Annotated in this window: 14 protein-coding genes; 8 read left to right on the top strand and 6 right to left on the bottom strand. The window is 45.8% G+C overall.

Annotated elements, in window-relative coordinates; translation table 11 throughout:
* Positions 1–9: 9 nt before the first annotated feature.
* The 5 genes from PV783_RS06765 to yihA form a co-directional block, all read right to left on the bottom strand.
* Positions 10–1,569 carry a SusD/RagB family nutrient-binding outer membrane lipoprotein gene (locus PV783_RS06765; RefSeq protein ID WP_420987487.1) on the bottom strand — a complete coding sequence of 520 codons (1,560 nt, stop codon included), beginning with the start codon at positions 1,567–1,569 and terminating at the stop codon, positions 10–12.
* A gap of 26 nt (positions 1,570–1,595) precedes the next feature.
* Positions 1,596–4,946 (bottom strand): SusC/RagA family TonB-linked outer membrane protein, encoded by a 3,351-nt coding sequence (locus PV783_RS06760; RefSeq protein ID WP_420987486.1) that lies wholly within the window; start codon positions 4,944–4,946, stop codon positions 1,596–1,598.
* A gap of 19 nt (positions 4,947–4,965) precedes the next feature.
* Positions 4,966–5,946, bottom strand: coding sequence for a FecR family protein (locus PV783_RS06755; protein ID WP_336387473.1), 981 nt, complete (start codon positions 5,944–5,946; stop codon positions 4,966–4,968).
* Positions 5,947–6,019: 73 nt separating this feature from the next.
* Positions 6,020–6,607, bottom strand: coding sequence for an RNA polymerase sigma factor (locus tag PV783_RS06750; RefSeq protein ID WP_079469481.1), 588 nt, complete (start codon positions 6,605–6,607; stop codon positions 6,020–6,022).
* Positions 6,608–6,724: 117 nt separating this feature from the next.
* A complete protein-coding gene (gene yihA, locus PV783_RS06745) occupies positions 6,725–7,333 on the bottom strand; it encodes a ribosome biogenesis GTP-binding protein YihA/YsxC (protein WP_079470057.1) in 609 nt (202 codons plus the stop codon).
* An 86-nt stretch (positions 7,334–7,419) separates the two neighbouring features.
* Here yihA and ubiE point away from each other — a divergent pair, with 86 nt between their 5' ends.
* From ubiE to PV783_RS06705, 8 genes are all read left to right on the top strand, one after another.
* Positions 7,420–8,166, top strand: coding sequence for a bifunctional demethylmenaquinone methyltransferase/2-methoxy-6-polyprenyl-1,4-benzoquinol methylase UbiE (gene ubiE, locus PV783_RS06740; protein ID WP_079469482.1), 747 nt, complete (start codon positions 7,420–7,422; stop codon positions 8,164–8,166).
* Positions 8,139–8,837, top strand: coding sequence for a porin family protein (locus PV783_RS06735; protein ID WP_079469483.1), 699 nt, complete (start codon positions 8,139–8,141; stop codon positions 8,835–8,837). The genes ubiE and PV783_RS06735 overlap by 28 nt, the downstream gene beginning before the upstream one ends.
* Positions 8,838–9,142: 305 nt before the next feature.
* Positions 9,143–9,637, top strand: coding sequence for a hypothetical protein (locus PV783_RS06730; RefSeq protein WP_111576777.1), 495 nt, complete (start codon positions 9,143–9,145; stop codon positions 9,635–9,637).
* 9 nt (positions 9,638–9,646) lie between these two features.
* The gene (locus tag PV783_RS06725; RefSeq protein ID WP_111576778.1) at positions 9,647–10,054 is read left to right on the top strand and encodes a helix-turn-helix domain-containing protein; all 408 of its coding nucleotides are present in this window, start codon (positions 9,647–9,649) and stop codon (positions 10,052–10,054) included.
* Between the two features lie 10 nt (positions 10,055–10,064).
* A complete protein-coding gene (locus tag PV783_RS06720) occupies positions 10,065–10,526 on the top strand; it encodes a hypothetical protein (RefSeq protein ID WP_111576779.1) in 462 nt (153 codons plus the stop codon).
* A 70-nt stretch (positions 10,527–10,596) separates the two neighbouring features.
* Entirely contained in the window at positions 10,597–11,940 is a 1,344-nt protein-coding gene (locus PV783_RS06715) for a dihydroorotase (protein ID WP_079469484.1), read from the top strand.
* Positions 11,941–12,065: 125 nt separating this feature from the next.
* The gene (locus PV783_RS06710; protein ID WP_420987485.1) at positions 12,066–13,394 is read left to right on the top strand and encodes a MutS-related protein; all 1,329 of its coding nucleotides are present in this window, start codon (positions 12,066–12,068) and stop codon (positions 13,392–13,394) included.
* An 85-nt stretch (positions 13,395–13,479) separates the two neighbouring features.
* On the top strand, positions 13,480–15,018 hold the full coding sequence (locus PV783_RS06705) for a YifB family Mg chelatase-like AAA ATPase (protein WP_363431200.1): 1,539 nt from the start codon (positions 13,480–13,482) through the stop codon (positions 15,016–15,018).
* A 65-nt stretch (positions 15,019–15,083) separates the two neighbouring features.
* On the opposite strand, the gene PV783_RS06700 is transcribed toward PV783_RS06705, so the two are convergent.
* On the bottom strand, positions 15,084–17,210 hold the full coding sequence (locus tag PV783_RS06700) for an elongation factor G (RefSeq protein WP_111576782.1): 2,127 nt from the start codon (positions 17,208–17,210) through the stop codon (positions 15,084–15,086).
* Positions 17,211–17,358: the final 148 nt, after the last annotated feature.

The following is a 17,358-nucleotide window of genomic DNA, read 5'->3' as shown; positions in this document are numbered from 1 at the left end:
TATTGCAGATTAATCTTTCAACAACCACATCACACTATTCACATTATCACTTCCGCTAAACTGCCGCTGTATGGCCTCGTTGAGGTTGGCGTTGTTATAGCTTAGCTCATTATCGGGATAAAGCCATCTTACCGGGAACTGCGTAGCGGGCGTATTCAGATTGGTGGTAGCATTCAATTTGAATACCGGATAACCCGTTCTTCTCTGCTCATACCAGGCGTTATAGTTGGAGCCCTGCAGGAATCCCGCGAGATACTTCTGTGTTATGATCTGCAACAACTGCTGCTGCATACTGCCGGTGAGTGTTACTGCCGTTACATACGACTGAATATAGCTATCATCTATTTTCATATTGTGATGATAATCTTCTACATCCGGTGTATACGTAGCGGTGAATTTCATGGAATTGGTAATACCTGCGGCATAATAATTTTGCGCCGGAGTACCGGTGATCCATCCCCGCAGCGCTGCTTCTGCCAATACAAACTGTAATTCAGGATAACTGAAAACACTTACCGGTTCTGCATTTACCAGGTTTACATACCGGCTGTTCAGATCGGAATAATCTTTCGACAAGCGGATAGATTGCAGTGCAGGGAATGCGTCGGATGGCTCTGCACCTACATACGCATCATAGTCATCTGCTGTTTTACCGGCTGCAATTTTCACCGGCGATGGCTTTGCATAATAAAACAAACGGCGGTCGTGCAATGCTTTCAGCGGATCTATCAGCGTGGCAGACAGCATGGTATAATTTGATTTTACAAAGGAGTTGCCTGAACCGGCCGGCACATCGGACCAGGGATAATTTTGTCCTGCTGCAGCCGTATAGGTAAGCGCAAAGTTATCGGCATACGAACGCATTAAAGGTCTGTTGGCAACGATCTCTTTAAACCGCTCCACCACTTTCAGATCCGCGTCACCTGCTTTCTTATAGAGGTTCATCAGCACATGCAATTCAAAACTGTTGGTCAGCCGGCGCCAGTTATCCACTTTACCGTTATACACCGGATCGCCGGTGAAGTCTTTCCCTGCTGCAAAAAGAAGATTGGCGCTGTCGAGTTCATTGAGGATACCAAGAAACACGGCTTTCTGTGTATCATATCCCGGTTGGATCACATTCTCTGATTCTCCTTTCACCGCCTGTGAATAGGGAATATCGCCTACCTGTATGGTGGTTTGAAAAAATTGCCAGGCCCTGATAAAATGTCCCAATGCGCTGTACGATTTCCGGAGTTCTTCATCAGGTGCATAACCTATCATAGGCGGCACATTACGCAATAAAGCGATCCTGTTAAAATTGGTTCTTCCAAATTTATTATACTGGAAATTTTCCTGGCCTTCTCCCCAGGTAAGATATTTACCCAACAGGTATGGCTGCATAAAGCTTTTGGCAGAACTGATATCCGACCTGGTAATACTCAGGATCATGTTGGTAGCCAGCATGGCAGAACTTACCTGCGTGGTTTTATTCGGGTTGGTATTGATCTTATCAAATTTGGAGCAGCCGGTTACCATTGCAGCGGTAAGGGATACGGACAATATATATTTCAGTGATTTGTGTTTCATGAGATTTTCTTTGATGGTGAAAGATATCAGAACCCTACTTTGAAATTAATCCCCACCAACCGTTGAGATGGCGAGTTCAGGTTTTCATCATCCACATCGGGATCTGAAAATTTGAAATCTGTAAACAGGAACAGGTTCTGTGCAGTTAAGGAAACGGAGGCGTTTTTTATACCGCTCTTTGCAAGCATGGTTGCCGGGAACCGGTATCCAACGGATATTTCACGCACCTTTACAAAGGTTTTCTTTTGTACGCCATAATCGCCTCCCCTGAAGTTTTGCGCATAGTTCTGGTACGATACCTTTGTATCATTCACCGCATATTTGCGGGTATCGCTGGTAATATTTCCGAAGTTGTCGTAAGAAACGCTCCCGGAGAGTACTTTCACGCCCTTGCCTACATAATTGGTTAACCCATTCACTACTTCATCGTAGCGGTATTCATTATCAGATTCAGGATTGGTACCGGAGTCCCACATTTTATCGTAGATGTAGTTATACATCAATCCGCCAACGCGGCCATCGATATTGAGTGATGCGGTAAAATTTTTATAGGAGAAGGTGTTGATAAAACCAAAGCTGAAACTGGGATCACTGTAACCATATTTTTGTTTGTAGTCGCTTTCCACGGGGTAGCCGTTATTGTGGATCACGTTACCATCGGGATCCCGCAGCCAATAATAATCTGTATAGGTATCGAGTCTTTCTTTTTTCTTCACCCAGGGGCTTTGCGCAGAATACACCGGGTCGAGGTTTACATAGTAGCGGTGCTGGTTGGACCAGTTGATGGTCGATCCCCATTGGAAATCTTTTTTCTTCAGTACGGTACCGCTGAGGGTAATTTCCAGTCCTTTTCTCACATAGGTTTCGGCAGTATTTACCAGGGTGCTCAGGAATCCGGAGGAGCCTGGAATAGACACAGAAGTTTGCTGGTTGTAATAGTATTTGTTGAAGTAAGCAACGTCTATATTCAAACGTTTTTTAAACAGGTAAGCGGCAGTACCAATTTCCCAGGTGCGTTGTGAACTGGGCAGCAGGTTAACGCCCAACAAGCTGCTGGGGTAACTGGCAGAGTTAGCGCCATTCCATGCGCCGGTGGTGGTGGTATAGAGACGGTTGATATCATACACACCTGCGGGCGTTTTGAAGGTAGCCCAGGAGCCGCGTATTTTCCACATGTCTGTAAATGCGGGCATTTTGAATAATTCAGACAATACCACGCTGGACCCGATGGAGGGATAAAAATAGGCCCTGTTTTCTTCCGGTTGTGCGGAGTTCCAGTCGTTACGGCCGGTAGCATCAATAAATACGGTATTTCTCCAGCTTACGGCGGCTCTTCCATACAAACTGTTTACCTGCCTGCTGCTATAAGCTGGTGTGAATGTAGGCGGTTCAACGGAGCCATTGAGCGAAAAGAAAGTAGGACTTGTTAACCCGTTTTTGGTGGAAGCTTTCAGTCCTTCGTCTACCCAATAATAAATAGTTCCGCCCACCATCGCTTCAAAGTTCCAGTCGCCCGCTTTTTTATTATAGCTCAACATGGCGTCATCATTGGTACTCCAGCCCCAGGTGTTGTTGATGCTGTATAATCCCCTGGCATTCCATCCGCCGCGGGTAGAGTAGATATTAGCTGTTGGGTTGGTAAAGGTTTCTTTATTGTTATATACATCATAGCCGATACGCACCAGCAGGCTAAGATCCGGGGAGAATTTATAGTTGGCGGTCAAACTGGCGTTGGTGGTATTTTGCTGGATCGCATTTAATTTTTCGTAGGCAATCAGGTAGGGATTATCATACCAGTTGGTGTACATCCAGTTTTGTGTTTGATTGGGTGTTTTCCAGTAATCGCGGTACTGGCGGATGTCGTATTCGGGGCCTGTCCACATGGTTAGCTGGTAAATGTAGCCCTGGTTACCGTAGCCGGTGCCCCACACCTGTGGCGCCATTCTTTTGCTTACGCCCATATGTCCTTCGAGGCTGAATTTCTCTGTTGCTTTCAGTTCGCCGCCGAGGGTGAAGTTGTACATGTTCAGTTTGGCATTGGGAAACTGTCCTTTGTTGTAAACGTGGTTGAGGGAAGCACGGAAGCTGCCGTATTTTCCACTCTGTGATACGTTGATGTTGTTATTGGTCACTATGCCCAGTTCCATAAAATTCTTCAGGTTATTTTTACCTACCGAATTCAGTGGTCTGTTATCTTCAAATTGTTTCGTGACCGGGTTCCAGTCCCTCGCAGTGTTGCCTGCGTCCAGCCTGGGGCCCCATACATAGTCGTTATCGATTTTTCCGTTTTGACCACGGCCGTAAGAAGTTTGTGTTTTGGGAATGGCCAGGAAGCCACTCTGGATCATGGTGTTGCTGTTCACGTTTACAGACAGTCCGGTGCCGGTTCCTTTTTTCGTAGTGATGAGGATAACGCCACCGGCAGCCCTGGAGCCGTATAATGCTGATGCAGTGGGGCCTTTCAGGATATCGAGGCTTTCTATATCATCGGTAGGGATATCGCGTAAAGACATGTTACCATAGGGAACGCCATCTACCACGAGTAAGGTACTTTCTCCTCTTAACTCAATAGAGGGTTTCGCAAAAAACTCCGTGGAGTTTTTAATTACAAGACCGGATACCTGGCCGGTAAGGGAAGTAGCCATATCCACTCCTTTCACGGTTTGTACGGCCTCGCCCTTTACTCTTTGTACTGCATATCCCAGTGCTTTTTCCTGCCGTTTGATACCGAGGGCGGTTACTACTACCTGGTCGATACTGATGGCCTGATCGCTGAGAACGATGTTAATGGTTTGTTCTCCTTTTATGATGTATTCTTTTGGTGTGTAGCCGATGAAGCTGAATAACAGGACATCGCCATCTTTTACATTATTAATGGAGAAATTCCCGTCTTTGTCCGTCGTCACGGCTTTGGAGGTACCTTTCACCTGCACAATTACACCTGGTAATGCATTACCTGTAGAATCCTTTACCGTGCCTTTCACATTTTGCTGTGGTGCGATGTTATTGCCGGCGGCTACCACCGACCTGGTATCGGCCGCATCTTCTGCTTTTACCACATAAAGCTTTCCGTTGATTTTCCGGCATACCAATCCTAATGGTGCAATACATTTGTTGAGATTACTCTCAATGTTATCTGCCTGAAAGATGGCCGTATTCGGCAGGAGAATATTTTTCCCTTTCAGCAGGTTGGTGTTGTAACTGAAGCGTACATCGAACTTTGCTTCCAGTTCGTTGATCACTGAAATAAGTGGTACGGCAGTTACCTTGTTTTCGCGGGTTGATGCTTTTAGTATCTGTGCTTTTGACCATTGCAAACAGCATAGCAAAGCAGTAACCATTATCAGTTGGGTACTGATTGATTTAACTTTTTTCATAACTAAATTTTGGTTGTCTCTAAAGGATTTTTTTGTTGTTCACCCGAATAGTCTTGTGTTGTAAAATGAATTTTAAATTAAAGGACTGTTCTATTGTAATAATGGCCTGCTGCAGGTTATCGGACGGGAGATATCCTGTAAACAGCAGTTCTCCTGTTCCTTCCTGATCGAATACTATTTCATAATCATATTGTTCGCCGAGTTTTTGCATCACTATTTTTAATGGTTCTTCTTTGAATGCGAGCAGGTTATATTTCCAGGATGTCTGGAACAGCGTATCCACCTTTTGCCTGGTGAGCATTTTAGTGTCCGCATTATAACTGGCCATTTCGCCGGGATTCAGCGTCAGGGCGTGACCGGCGCCGGTATTGATTTTCACGCGGCCTTCGTTCAGCACTACCACTGCGTGACCATTAGCTGTGTTCACATTAAAAGCGGTGCCCAATACGTTTACATCCACGCCGTTGCCGGTGTGTACAACAAAAGGATTTGCTGCCTGGTGGATCACTGTAAAAAAAGCTTCTCCTTTCAGCCATGCTTCCCTGGGCCGGTTTTTATGGGGAGATGTGTTTACGGTGAGGCTGCTGCGTTGATTGAGACTGATCACCGTACCATCTTCCAGCCGGAAGGTTTGTACCTGGCGGGTGTTGTTTACAAAATGGCGTTTATCATTTTTATCTCTGTAAAAAAACAATAACAAAGTAGCCAGGCCAATAAGTGGTACCAGGGCTGCTGCCACCCTGAAACCGGTTCTTTTCCATAGCGGGATCACCGGTTTGGATGGTGTATGCTGCAGGATGGCCGTAAAAATCTGACCGGCAGTATCTGCCGGCATGGCTGGCCAGGGTTGCTGCTGCAGCAAATCTTCCACCGCAGGTAAATATTCCGGCAACGGGTTTTCCTGTAACCAGGCGAGGAGCTCCAAACGCTCTTCCTGTGTACATTTCCTTTCCGTTAATTTAATAAAGAGAGAAGTGATCCGTTCCTTATTTTCTTCCATTATTCCTGGTTGACATGACAATAGTACGATCGGGCGAACCTAAAAGACGACCGGACTTAAAAATATTTTTTCCTCAGCGGAGGATATGGCAAAAGGCGGCAATAATAATGGAGATATCGGCATGTTGATAAAGGTAATGCCTTACAAAGCGGGAAGCTTTTACCAGCTGGTCTCTCACGGTATTGACGGAGATGCCCAGCTGATCGGCTATTTCCTGGTTGGAGCAGCCCTGTACTTTACTCATTCTGAAGATCAGCTGCCGTTGCGCCGGCAATTGGGCGATGGCATTCATTTTAATGGTTTCCAGCTGCCTGGTGTAGAGTATGTCGTCCATAGCGCCGGTATCTTCTGTATACATCTGCAGAAAATATTCGCGGAATTTCTGGTCGTGTACCGCTTTTCTCAGGTAGTCGAATACATAGTTGCGGGTGGTGGTATACAGGTAAGCTTTGACCGATAATCCGGGATTCAGGGTTTCCCTTTTTACCCATATCTTCATAAATACTTCCTGCACCGCGTCGGATGCTACTTCCGGCAGGCCGCAAAGTTTCAGGGTATAGCCATAAATATGATCCCGGTATTTTTCATACAGTACCCGGAACGCTTCCTCATCCTGCGCTATTATCTTTTTACACAGTATTTCATCTGTTGCATCCGGCATTCCAACAAGTATTTGAGTAAAAAAATACCATCACTGATTAAGATAAACAAATAAAAATAAAAAATTACCTCAGATTACTGAGGTAATAATAATGTGTATAAAAGAAGATTCAGGTGATCAGGCGATGGCGCGGAATTGTGCATTCAGTTCATCGATATAGGTAAGAATCGCATCCCGGCCGGATTTCTTTACAGTGGAGGTAACGAAGTTGGGGGGCAGGAATTGCCAGGTTTCTCTCATTTTGTTGAGAAAAGCTTTTACGTTTTTGCTGACCTCCGCCTGGGTGCTTTTATCTGCTTTGGTGAATACCAGGCTGAAAGGAACATTCCATTCTCCCAATTTGGTAATAAAATCGATGTCGATTTTCTGTGGCTGATGGCGGCTGTCGATGAGCACAAATACGCTGACGAGGTTGGGCCGTTTGCGCAGGTAGTTTTCGATCATCTGTTCCCACTGGCGGCGCTGCGACAGGCTTCTTTTAGCGAATCCGTAGCCGGGCAGATCTACCAGGTACCAGGCGTTATTGATGGCAAAATGATTAATCAGCTGTGTTTTACCGGGGGTACCGGAAGTTTTGGCTAATTTTTCATTATTAGCCAGAATATTGATCAAAGAAGACTTACCTACGTTAGACCGGCCGATGAACGCATATTCGGGCCATATGGGATTGGGGCATTTTTCCCAATCGGGACTACTGATAAGATATTCTGCTGACTTAATAACCATAATGATATTGCTTTGTTCCATTAAAAATCCCGTATCCCTGTTTTTGCATACTGTCACATGACTACATTTCTTTAACTTTGCGCACTATGTCAGAAAATGCAAATGTTCAGAAGATCGTTCCCTTTGAAGGGTCAAAATTAAGCAAGAAGGAGCAGATAGCGACCATGTTTGATGATATTGCTTACCGCTACGACTTTCTTAATCACTTTATGTCGCTGGGAATCGACATCATATGGCGTAAAAAAGCCCTGGGGTATTTGAAATCGCTTCAGCCCAAACTCATGTTGGACGTGGCTACCGGCACGGGCGACTTTGCTATAATGGCAGAAAAGCGTCTTCATCCCGACAAAATTGTGGGCATTGATATTTCTGAAGGGATGCTGAGTCATGGCCGGGAAAAGATTCAGAAAGCGGGGCTAAGCGACAAAATTACCCTGCAATCCGGCGATAGTGAGACAATAAGTTTTCCCGACCAAACGTTTGATGCCATAACGGTGGCATTCGGTGTGCGCAATTTTGAAAACCTGGAAAAGGGGCTGTCTGAGATGTATCGTGTGTTGAAGCCCGGGGGTAAATTGGTGATCCTTGAATTTTCGAATCCCACAGTTTTTCCTATTAAACAATTATATAATTCGTATTTTCGTTATATCACACCTCTGATCGGGAAATGGATAGCCAAAAGCCAGGCGGCCTATAGTTATCTGCCGGAATCTGTGAAAGCGTTTCCGCAGGGTGAAGCAATGCGAACTATTTTAACCAACACCCGTTTCCAGGCCGTTACATGCAAAACGCTAACATTCGGCATATGTTCCATTTACTGCGCTACGCGCTGATATTCATCGTATTCGGGGTACTTCCCGCACGGGCGCAAACCCAGATGAATATGTTGGAACACGATGCAAAACCCTATTATTTTGGTATTACGCTGGCTGCAAACCAGTCGTATTTCAAACTGGAGCATTCTCCTGCCTTCCTGGCCGATGATTCTATTATGGTAGCGGAACCGCTGAAAACCATGGGATTTAACCTGGGACTGCTGGCCAATGCCAGGCTCAGTGAGCATTTTGACCTGCGCTTTAATCCGCAGCTCATTTTTGCCTCCAAAAACCTCTACTACCGCGATACCTATCCCAAACCACAGGATACAGAAAAAAAGATTGAATCGATATTACTGAGCTTCCCCCTGCAGATTAAATTTAAATCGGACCGCATCGGCAACATGCGCGTTTATACCATCGCCGGCCTTAAATACGACTACGACCTTGCCTCCAATGCCCGCCTGCGCAGAGCAGAAGACCTTGTAAAGATCAAAAAGAGCGACTACGGCTATGAAGCCGGCGCCGGGTTTGAATTCTATTTCGAGAGCTTCATTTTTGCCCCGGAATTCAAGATCAGTAATGGTTTTGGCAATGTGCATGTGAAAGATCCGAACCTGCGGTATTCCAATGTGGTAGAGAAATTACAATCAAGGATGATTGTGTTTTCGATTCATTTGGAAGGGTAAGGGTGGATCAACCCTTTTAATTTAAAGTGAACATTATTTTCCCAACATTCTCACGGAAATAAATTTGAGATACCTGGTACTTTCTTCTGCTACCGGTGTATTTAAATTGTGCTAGCCGGTACCCACCGGCTTGTTTAGCATAAAGTCTTCTCCTGTTATGCCTTCGCATTAATTACAATGTGTTAATTGTTGTAAACGATATCAATGGAATCCATTCTTTCATTGAGCTATCTGAAGGATTGCCAGATTTATACTAATTCTGAAAGAATGATCAGGAATATTAATAACTTTGAATTAACTTAAAAGTGAATTGTTACAAAGGAAGGTTAATAGAATATTTAGAGACGCCTGAATTGACTATCTACACTTTTAAGCCCAAAGGAGAGGAGTGCTTATTTGATCAGTTCATTGGCAAATTTGAAACAGACGCTGTTTATCGGAATGATTTAAATATAATACTGGCGGCGATAAAAGAACTTACCAAAAGAGGAATAGATCACCGGAGATTTTTCAGAAAAAAAGGAGAAGGACCTATTGACGCTATACCTCCGGGTAATAACGAACTTAGACTTTACTGTGTGCCCTATGGAAGAAATACCATAATTATAGGAAACGGTGGTGTAAAAAAAGCGCTCAGGGTGCAGGACTGCCCAAATTGCAGACCACATTGGGAATTTTTAATACAATTGGATGCTAAGATACAGGACCGCATCAGATCCGGAGACATTGTTTGGCTGGAGACGAACGGAAAGCAGAAACTCGTTGGTGAATTATATTTTGAAATTGGTAATTGCGAATAATTTATACTTATGGCTACTAAATTTGAAAAGCTATTAAATGAAGTCCCGGCTGAAACCAGTTTAATGGTTTCCAAATCTTTTGATGTTACCGAAAGGATATTGAACATACTCGATGAAAAAGGGATGACTCAGAAAGATTTTGCCCGGCTGATGGGTAAAAAAGAGTCCGAGATCTGTAAATGGATGAAAGGTACTCACAATTTTACATTGGAAACTATTTCCAAAATCGAATTGGTACTTGGTGAAACAATTTTACAGGTTCCCAAAGCAGTATACCCCGTTGAAAGTGACCCTGCTTCAATAAAGGAGGTATATTTTGATGCAAAATTACAGGGAGGCTCTCCTATCTCACCAAAAGAACTTGCATCTCATAAAAATATAATTATTAATAGATTTAGCTTCTCATTAGAGATTTGATCATTACGATATGGACACAGGAATAAGAATTGCTGATTTAAAAATACTGGATTATCATGCTGCTGACCCCGAAAATTTAAAGAAGGCGACTACCTATCATGGTAAAATAACCCTCGAAGCCGGAGTGAATATCGGCGCCAAAGAAAAACAGGTTACAATAGAATTAAAAGCAACCTTGTTTATTCAAAATGAATCTAAAGATTTAATTAACGTAGGATATATTGTAAGTCAAACCATATTTAATTTATTGGTGTGGGACAAATTCGTTAAAAAAGACGGCAATAAATATGCAATAGATCAGAGATTGGATTCCTTTTTAATCGGGGTATCGTACGATTCACTAAGAGGGCTTTTGCGGGAAAGAGGTAAAAATCATATCGTTGGCAAGATTATTCTGCCGGTTGTTGATCCCGCAGATATTACCAGGGTCAACATCGCCAGGAAGGCGGGAAAGGAGAAAAATAAAGACTGATCCTCTGCAATACCTTTTTCAGGATCACACTGATTCACCCCGATTACGCCGATTTTTTTACCTTTGCGGCATGCAAAATTACCTCATCAGGAATATAGCCGTGGTAAACGAAGGGCGCACCACGGTACAGGATGTATGGATCAAAGACCACCGCATTGAAAAAATAGCGCCCAATATCACTATCAGCGGTAATTACACCGAAATTAACGGGGAAGGCAAACACCTGCTGCCGGGCGTTATAGACGACCAGGTTCACTTCCGGGAACCGGGACTAACCCATAAAGCCACCATCTATTCAGAAGCACGCGCCGCAGTAGCCGGCGGTACCACCAGCTTTATGGAAATGCCCAATACCAAACCGGCAGCGCTTACCCAGGAACTCCTCGAAGACAAATATACCATCGCACAACACCACTCACTGGCCAATTACTCCTTCTTTATGGGGGCTGCCAATGATAATGTGGAAGAAATACTGAAAACAAACGCCAAAAAGGAAAGTGTTTGCGGCGTAAAAATATTCATGGGGTCTTCTACCGGGAATATGCTGGTAGATAACTATCTTACCCTGGAAACTGTGTTTTCCAACAGTGAGCTGCTGATTGCCACACATTGTGAAGATGAAAAGATCATCCGCGCCAATATGGAAGCCTTTCAACGGGAAAAAGGGGATCGCCTCACTGCTGCGGACCACCCGCTGATACGCGATGTAGAAGCCTGTTTTGAATCTTCGCTGGTGGCTATACAGTTTGCACAGAAACACAATGCCCGCCTGCATATTCTCCACATCTCCACGGCGAGGGAGTTACAGCTGTTCAGCAATATGCTGCCGCTGGCGGAAAAAAGGATTACGGCAGAAGTATGTGTACACCATCTTCATTTCACGGCAGACGATTATGCGCAATACGGCAACCTGATCAAGTGTAACCCGGCCATTAAAGCGCCGGAAAATAAAACCGCACTCTGGCAGGGACTCCTGGACGACCGGCTGGATATCATTGCCACTGATCACGCCCCACACACCTGGGAAGAAAAACAACTACCCTACCTGCAGGCCCCATCCGGCGTTCCGCTGGTGCAACACAGCCTGCTGCTGATGCTGGAATATGTAAAGAAAGGAAACATTACCCTGGAAAAAGTAGTGGAGAAGATGAGCCATGCTCCCGCTATCTGTTTCCAGATAAAGGAAAGAGGATTTTTGAGAGAAGGGTATTATGCCGACTGCGTAATAGTGGATCTGCAGCACCAGACGAATGTAAATAAAGAAAATATTCATTATAAATGCGCCTGGAGCCCTTTTGAAGGCCATACCTTCCCGGCGGCAGTTACGCATACCTTTGTAAGCGGCCATCTCGCTTATGCCGACGGTGTTTTTAATGAGAACGTATTGGGCCAGCGACTGGCTTTCAGCCGATAGTTTTTGTTTCCGTAAATGCAGCGGCTCCTGCTGCATTTACGGAAATGCCGGCACAGCCTTTCAATTCTTATGGAATTTTTCTATCCTTGCATCTTCCACCGTATATTCACCAAAAAAGATGCTGCATGCAACTGGACAAAACATCCTACTACGACCTGTCTATTTTTAACCGCGACGAAGAATTTTCCCTGTTCCACCGCCTCGACTTCACCACCACTGCCGGTGGCCGCGAGTATCTCCGCCAGCTATACAGCAATCCTTTATCTGATATCAATACCATTAAAAACAGACAGCGTGCCTTACAATATATCCTGGAACAGGAAGCCAACTGGCCTTCCATTATTTCCAATGGTACTATCGTAGTGGTGGAGAATTACATGGATGCCCAGATTGAGCCGATTTCCAGTACCGAAGGACTTGCCCTGTATCTTCATGCGGCACTCAATAAAACTTTGTATGCGCCTGATTATGGCTATATCAAATTTTCATTTACACAACTGGTGATATTACTGAAGGGGTTCCGTACGTTTATCAATGCCTTCAATTCAGACGAAACCCCAATGGTGCTGAAAGTGTTGCTGGACAGGGCGCAACAGCTACTTACCAAAAAAGAATTCTACGAAATTTTAAAAGCAGATGAAGAAGGGAAACTGAATTTTGTGGAGATCCTCCGTTATGATAATTATATCAGGAAACGGCACCGGAAGGTGATCCAGGAGCTGGTAACCCTTTATCAGCAGCTGGATGCATACTATGCAATGGCTAAAGCCATAAAGCATTACAACCTGCAGTTCCCGGTTTTCTCCGGCAGCAACAGACCTGTTATTAAAGCCAAACAACTCTATCATATCATTCTTTCTGAGCCGGTGGCCTACGATGTTCAACTGGATGAAGCAGCTCATTTCATGTTCCTTACCGGCGCCAATATGGCTGGCAAAACCACCTTTATCAAGGCGGTGGGTGTGGCCGTATTCCTGTCGCACATAGGCATGGGCGTACCCGCTGAAAATATGGAGCTGAGCTTCTTTCACGGCATCTTCAGTAACATCCAGGTACAGGATAATATATTTAAGGGAGAAAGTTATTTCTACAGTGAAGTACAGCGTATCAAAAATACCATCCTGCAAATCAGTAATGGTAAAAACTGGCTGGTGCTGATCGATGAAATGTTCAAAGGCACCAATGTGGAAGACGCCAGAAACTGTTCCCTGGCTGTGATCAGGGGGTTTCTGCAAAGTACCAACTGCCTGTTTATCCTCTCCACTCACCTCTATGAAGTAGCAGATGAACTGAGTTCAGAGAAACGTATCCAGTTTAAATATTTTGAGTCGACCGTTATTGACGATGACCTGCATTTCACTTACTTACTTAAAGATGGAATTGCCAAAGAAAAAATAGGTTACCTGATCCTGAAAAGAGAAAAGGTACTGGATCTGCTTACGCAGATAAAATGAGCGGGAAGCATTTAACTGCGGGCCATGTAACGATGTTTCCAGCAGTTAAATGCTTATATTCGTATCTGTTAACCCAGATATCGATATGATTGTTAAAACCTACGGCAGCGCCATCCTCGGCGTAAATGCCATCACCATTACCATAGAGGTAAATGTATCTTCCAAAGGCAACAAATTATTCATAGTAGGGCTACCGGACAATGCGGTAAAGGAAAGCGAACGGCGTATTGAATCCACCATCCAATGCATGGGATTACGCATGCCGCGAACACGCACCGTGGTAAACATGGCGCCCGCCGCTATCCGCAAGGCCGGAGCCGCATACGACCTGCCCATTGCCGCCGGTATTATTGCCGCTTCCGGCCAGGTGTCTCCCATTCATCTCGAGCATTATCTCATGATGGGAGAGCTGTCGCTGGATGGTACCATCCAGCCTATCAAAGGCGCGTTACCAATGGCTATGCAGGCGCTGAAAGATGGTTTCCGGGGCTTTATACTCCCCAGACAGAATGCCCTGGAAGCCGCGATGGTAAATAGTTTGAAAGTCTATGGCATCTCTCATATTTCAGAAGCCATCAACTTTTTAAATGATCCGGATAGCCTCACACCTGTTACCGCCGCCCGCGATGAATTCTATTCCACGCAGGACAACTGGGGGATTGATTTCAGCGAAGTAAAAGGGCAGCAGCATATTAAGCGGGCCCTTGAAATAGCCGCTGCCGGCGGGCATAATGCTATATTGATCGGGCCGCCGGGCGCAGGGAAAACTATGCTGGCAAAACGTTTGCCCACCATCCTTCCGCCGCTTACATTGCAGGAAGCGCTGGAAACCACTAAAATCCATTCTGTGGCCGGGAAGTTGCCGGAGCATACTTCGCTGATCACGCACCGCCCGTTCCGCTCTCCACATCATACCATCAGTGATGCCGCGCTGGTGGGTGGTGGCAGCATTCCGCAACCGGGAGAAATTTCGCTGGCGCATCACGGCGTATTATTCCTGGATGAACTCCCGGAGTTTAAACGCAAAGTGCTGGAGGTAATGCGGCAGCCGGTGGAAGAAAGAAGAGTGACCATTTCCCGCGCCAGAACCGCCATCGATTTTCCTGCCAGCTTTATGTTGCTGGCGTCTATGAATCCGTGCCCCTGCGGGTATTTCAATCATCCGGAGAAGGAATGCTCCTGCGCACCGGGGCAGGTACAGGAATACCTGAATAAGGTGTCCGGTCCGTTGCTGGATCGTATAGACCTGCACGTAGAGGTAACGCCGGTAAAATTTGCGGACCTGTCTTCCACCGGCGCAGCGGAGAAAAGTACGTATATACGTGACCGTGTGATTGCCGCAAGAGCCATCCAGGCAAAGAGGTTTGCCGGTCACGACGGGGTGTATTGCAACGCACAAATGCATAGCCGGCTGCTGGCTACCGTATGCGTTATCAGTGATAAATGCCGGGAACAACTGGGGCAAGCCATGCAAAAATTAAAGCTCTCTGCCCGTGCATACGACCGGATACTGAAGGTAAGCAGAACTATTGCCGACCTGGAAGGGAGTCATAGTGTAGAACCTGCGCACATGGCGGAGGCGATACAGTTCAGGAGCCTCGACAGGGAAAACTGGGGGAACTGAACATGGAGCAATGCCAGGCTTAGCGCTCTGGCAGCAACGGTTGTGCTGAAAACATATCTCTTCCGTTAAACGCCCAGGTCTTCCTTATAACTTTCGCTCAGTTTCCGCTGCATCTCTGCAGGAACGGGGGCGTATTCCGCAAACTGTGATTTCAGCTTGGCTTTGCCCTGGGTAACATTGCGCAGCGCGGCAAACAGCTTATCTATTTCAGCCTGTGGGGTGCGTGCTTTGATCACCTGGTAGCCATTCAGTGTATCCATTCCCGTTATGATGCTGCGATGGGTCTGGAGTTCGCTCATGATATCGCCCATCATTACATCGGGGGCTACTGCTTCCAGGTCATACACCGGCTCCAGCAACTGCGGGGCGGCCTGGTGGAACGCCTCGCGGAAAGCCATCATACCGGCTATTTTGAAGGAGATATCGTTACTGTCTACCGGGTGCATTTTACCATCGTATACGCTTACACGTATATCGCGTACGTATGATCCGGTTAGCGGGCCTTCCTGCATTTTTTCCATCACTCCTTTAAGGATAGATGGCAGGAAACGGTTGTCGATAGCGCCGCCTACGATACAATTGTTGAATACCAGTTTGCCGCCCCAGTTCAGCGCTATTTCTTCCGATTCGCGCACGGTATGTTCCTTATAGGGCGGCATCCCCTCATACCAGGGTTCTATTTTCATGTATACCTCGCCGAACTGCCCGGCGCCACCGGATTGTTTTTTGTGGCGATAAGAAGCCTGGGCAGGCTTCTGGATAGTTTCGCGGTAAGGAATTTTGGCGGCATGAAAAGCCACCTGCATTTTATAAATATTTTCGAGGCGCCATTTGGTAACGAGCAGGTGCAGTTCTCCTTGTCCGTGGAGGATCACCTGTTTCAGTTCGCGGTTGAACTCCACGATGAGGGTAGGATCTTCCATATGGATTTCCGCGAGCACTTCGCTGAGTTTTTCATCGTCGCCTTTGTTCTTTGCCTCAATGGCTACTCTTACTTTGGGGGCGGGAAAATCGATGGGGGCTATTTGCCCGGGGAAATTCTTTTCTGCCAGGGTCTGATTGGTGAGGGTACTTTTCATTTTAAGCGTGCAGCCGATATCCCCGGCCTGCAGGCGTTCTATATTGTTGCGGTTTTTCCCGTCGGCAATAAACAGCTGGCTGATACGCTCAGTGGTGTTGCCCTGTTCGTTGATAAACTCCATACCGCCTTTTACTTCTCCCGACATTACCTTAAAATAAGTGAGCCTGCCGATATGCGGCTCCTGTAAAGTTTTAAAAACAAATAATCCTGCCGGACCAGCAGGATTACAGGGAACAGGTTTGCCTCCGGTGGTAACTTCGGCGGGCATTTCCGCTGCGCCGGGAGCTACATTATCGATAAATCCCATCAGGCGGCCACTGCCCATATTATTTTTGGCGGATAAGCAGAACAGGGGGAACACATGGTGATTGAGCATACCTATTTTGATGCCTTGCCGGAGTTCATCTTCATCCAGGCTGCCTTTTTCAAAATACAGCTCCATGAGGGTATCATCATTTTCTGCGGCTTTTTCCACCAGCTCGTTGTGGAGCTGGTCGGCTCTTTCCTTTTCACTGTCGGGGATGGGAAGTTTTTCAGGTTTACCTCCGTTTTCGGGAAAACGGTACATGGTCATTTTCAGGAGATCGATGATGGCATTGAATCCGGGGCCGGCGTTTACCGGGTACTGCATAATAGTAACAGGCTGACCGAATACCCGTTTGGCATCTTCCACTGTTTTATTAAAATTGGCCAGTTCGGCATCCAGCTGGTTAACCGCTAATATGGTAGGTTTTTGGTATTTATCCACATAATCCCATACCAGTTCTGTACCTACTTCCACTCCATATTGGGCATTGAGCAGGAGAACAGCGGTGTCGGATACGCGGATGGCGGCAATTACTTCCCCGATAAAATCTTCCAGCCCGGGTGTGTCTATAATATTGATCTTATAATCTTTCCATTCGGTGTGCATCAGGGTGGCATATACGGAGTTTCCCCGCTCATGCTCAATATCGTGGTAGTCGGACACGGTATTTTTCTCTTCAATTGAGCCTCGTTTACTGATGATGCCGGCTTCAAATAACATGGTTTCAGAGAGGGTAGTTTTGCCGCTTTTGGGTGCACCTAACAGTACGATGTTTTTGATGTGTTTTTCATCATACGTCTTCATATGTGGAGATTTATTTAGATAATAGATACTCACCTGTGTCTTTACAAAGAACTTACTATTAAGTTAACGTTTTTTGACTAAAATAGCCAGTACTTTTCCCCGGAATATGTGGCAACATACAGTAACTTTGCACCTCAGGAAAACGGAC

It is taken from the genome of Chitinophaga sp. CC14 (genome assembly GCF_048957795.1).
GTDB classification, from domain to species: domain Bacteria; phylum Bacteroidota; class Bacteroidia; order Chitinophagales; family Chitinophagaceae; genus Chitinophaga; species Chitinophaga ginsengisegetis.
Note: the sequence above shows the minus strand (reverse complement) of the source record. Positions and strands in the feature narration are given on the sequence as shown.

Bases quoted from the DNA above. Each gene is read 5' to 3' on its own strand.
- PV783_RS06765 (WP_420987487.1), bottom strand. From the start codon at position 1,569: ATGAAACACAAATCACTGAAATATATATTGTCCGTATCCCTTACCGCT.
- PV783_RS06760 (WP_420987486.1), bottom strand. From the start codon at position 4,946: ATGAAAAAAGTTAAATCAATCAGTACCCAACTGATAATGGTTACTGCT.
- PV783_RS06755 (WP_336387473.1), bottom strand. From the start codon at position 5,946: ATGGAAGAAAATAAGGAACGGATCACTTCTCTCTTTATTAAATTAACG.
- PV783_RS06750 (WP_079469481.1), bottom strand. From the start codon at position 6,607: ATGCCGGATGCAACAGATGAAATACTGTGTAAAAAGATAATAGCGCAG.
- yihA (WP_079470057.1), bottom strand. From the start codon at position 7,333: ATGGTTATTAAGTCAGCAGAATATCTTATCAGTAGTCCCGATTGGGAA.
- ubiE (WP_079469482.1), top strand. From the start codon at position 7,420: ATGTCAGAAAATGCAAATGTTCAGAAGATCGTTCCCTTTGAAGGGTCA.
- PV783_RS06735 (WP_079469483.1), top strand. From the start codon at position 8,139: ATGTTCCATTTACTGCGCTACGCGCTGATATTCATCGTATTCGGGGTA.
- PV783_RS06725 (WP_111576778.1), top strand. From the start codon at position 9,647: ATGGCTACTAAATTTGAAAAGCTATTAAATGAAGTCCCGGCTGAAACC.
- PV783_RS06720 (WP_111576779.1), top strand. From the start codon at position 10,065: ATGGACACAGGAATAAGAATTGCTGATTTAAAAATACTGGATTATCAT.
- PV783_RS06715 (WP_079469484.1), top strand. From the start codon at position 10,597: ATGCAAAATTACCTCATCAGGAATATAGCCGTGGTAAACGAAGGGCGC.
- PV783_RS06710 (WP_420987485.1), top strand. From the start codon at position 12,066: ATGCAACTGGACAAAACATCCTACTACGACCTGTCTATTTTTAACCGC.
- PV783_RS06705 (WP_363431200.1), top strand. From the start codon at position 13,480: ATGATTGTTAAAACCTACGGCAGCGCCATCCTCGGCGTAAATGCCATC.
- PV783_RS06700 (WP_111576782.1), bottom strand. From the start codon at position 17,210: ATGAAGACGTATGATGAAAAACACATCAAAAACATCGTACTGTTAGGT.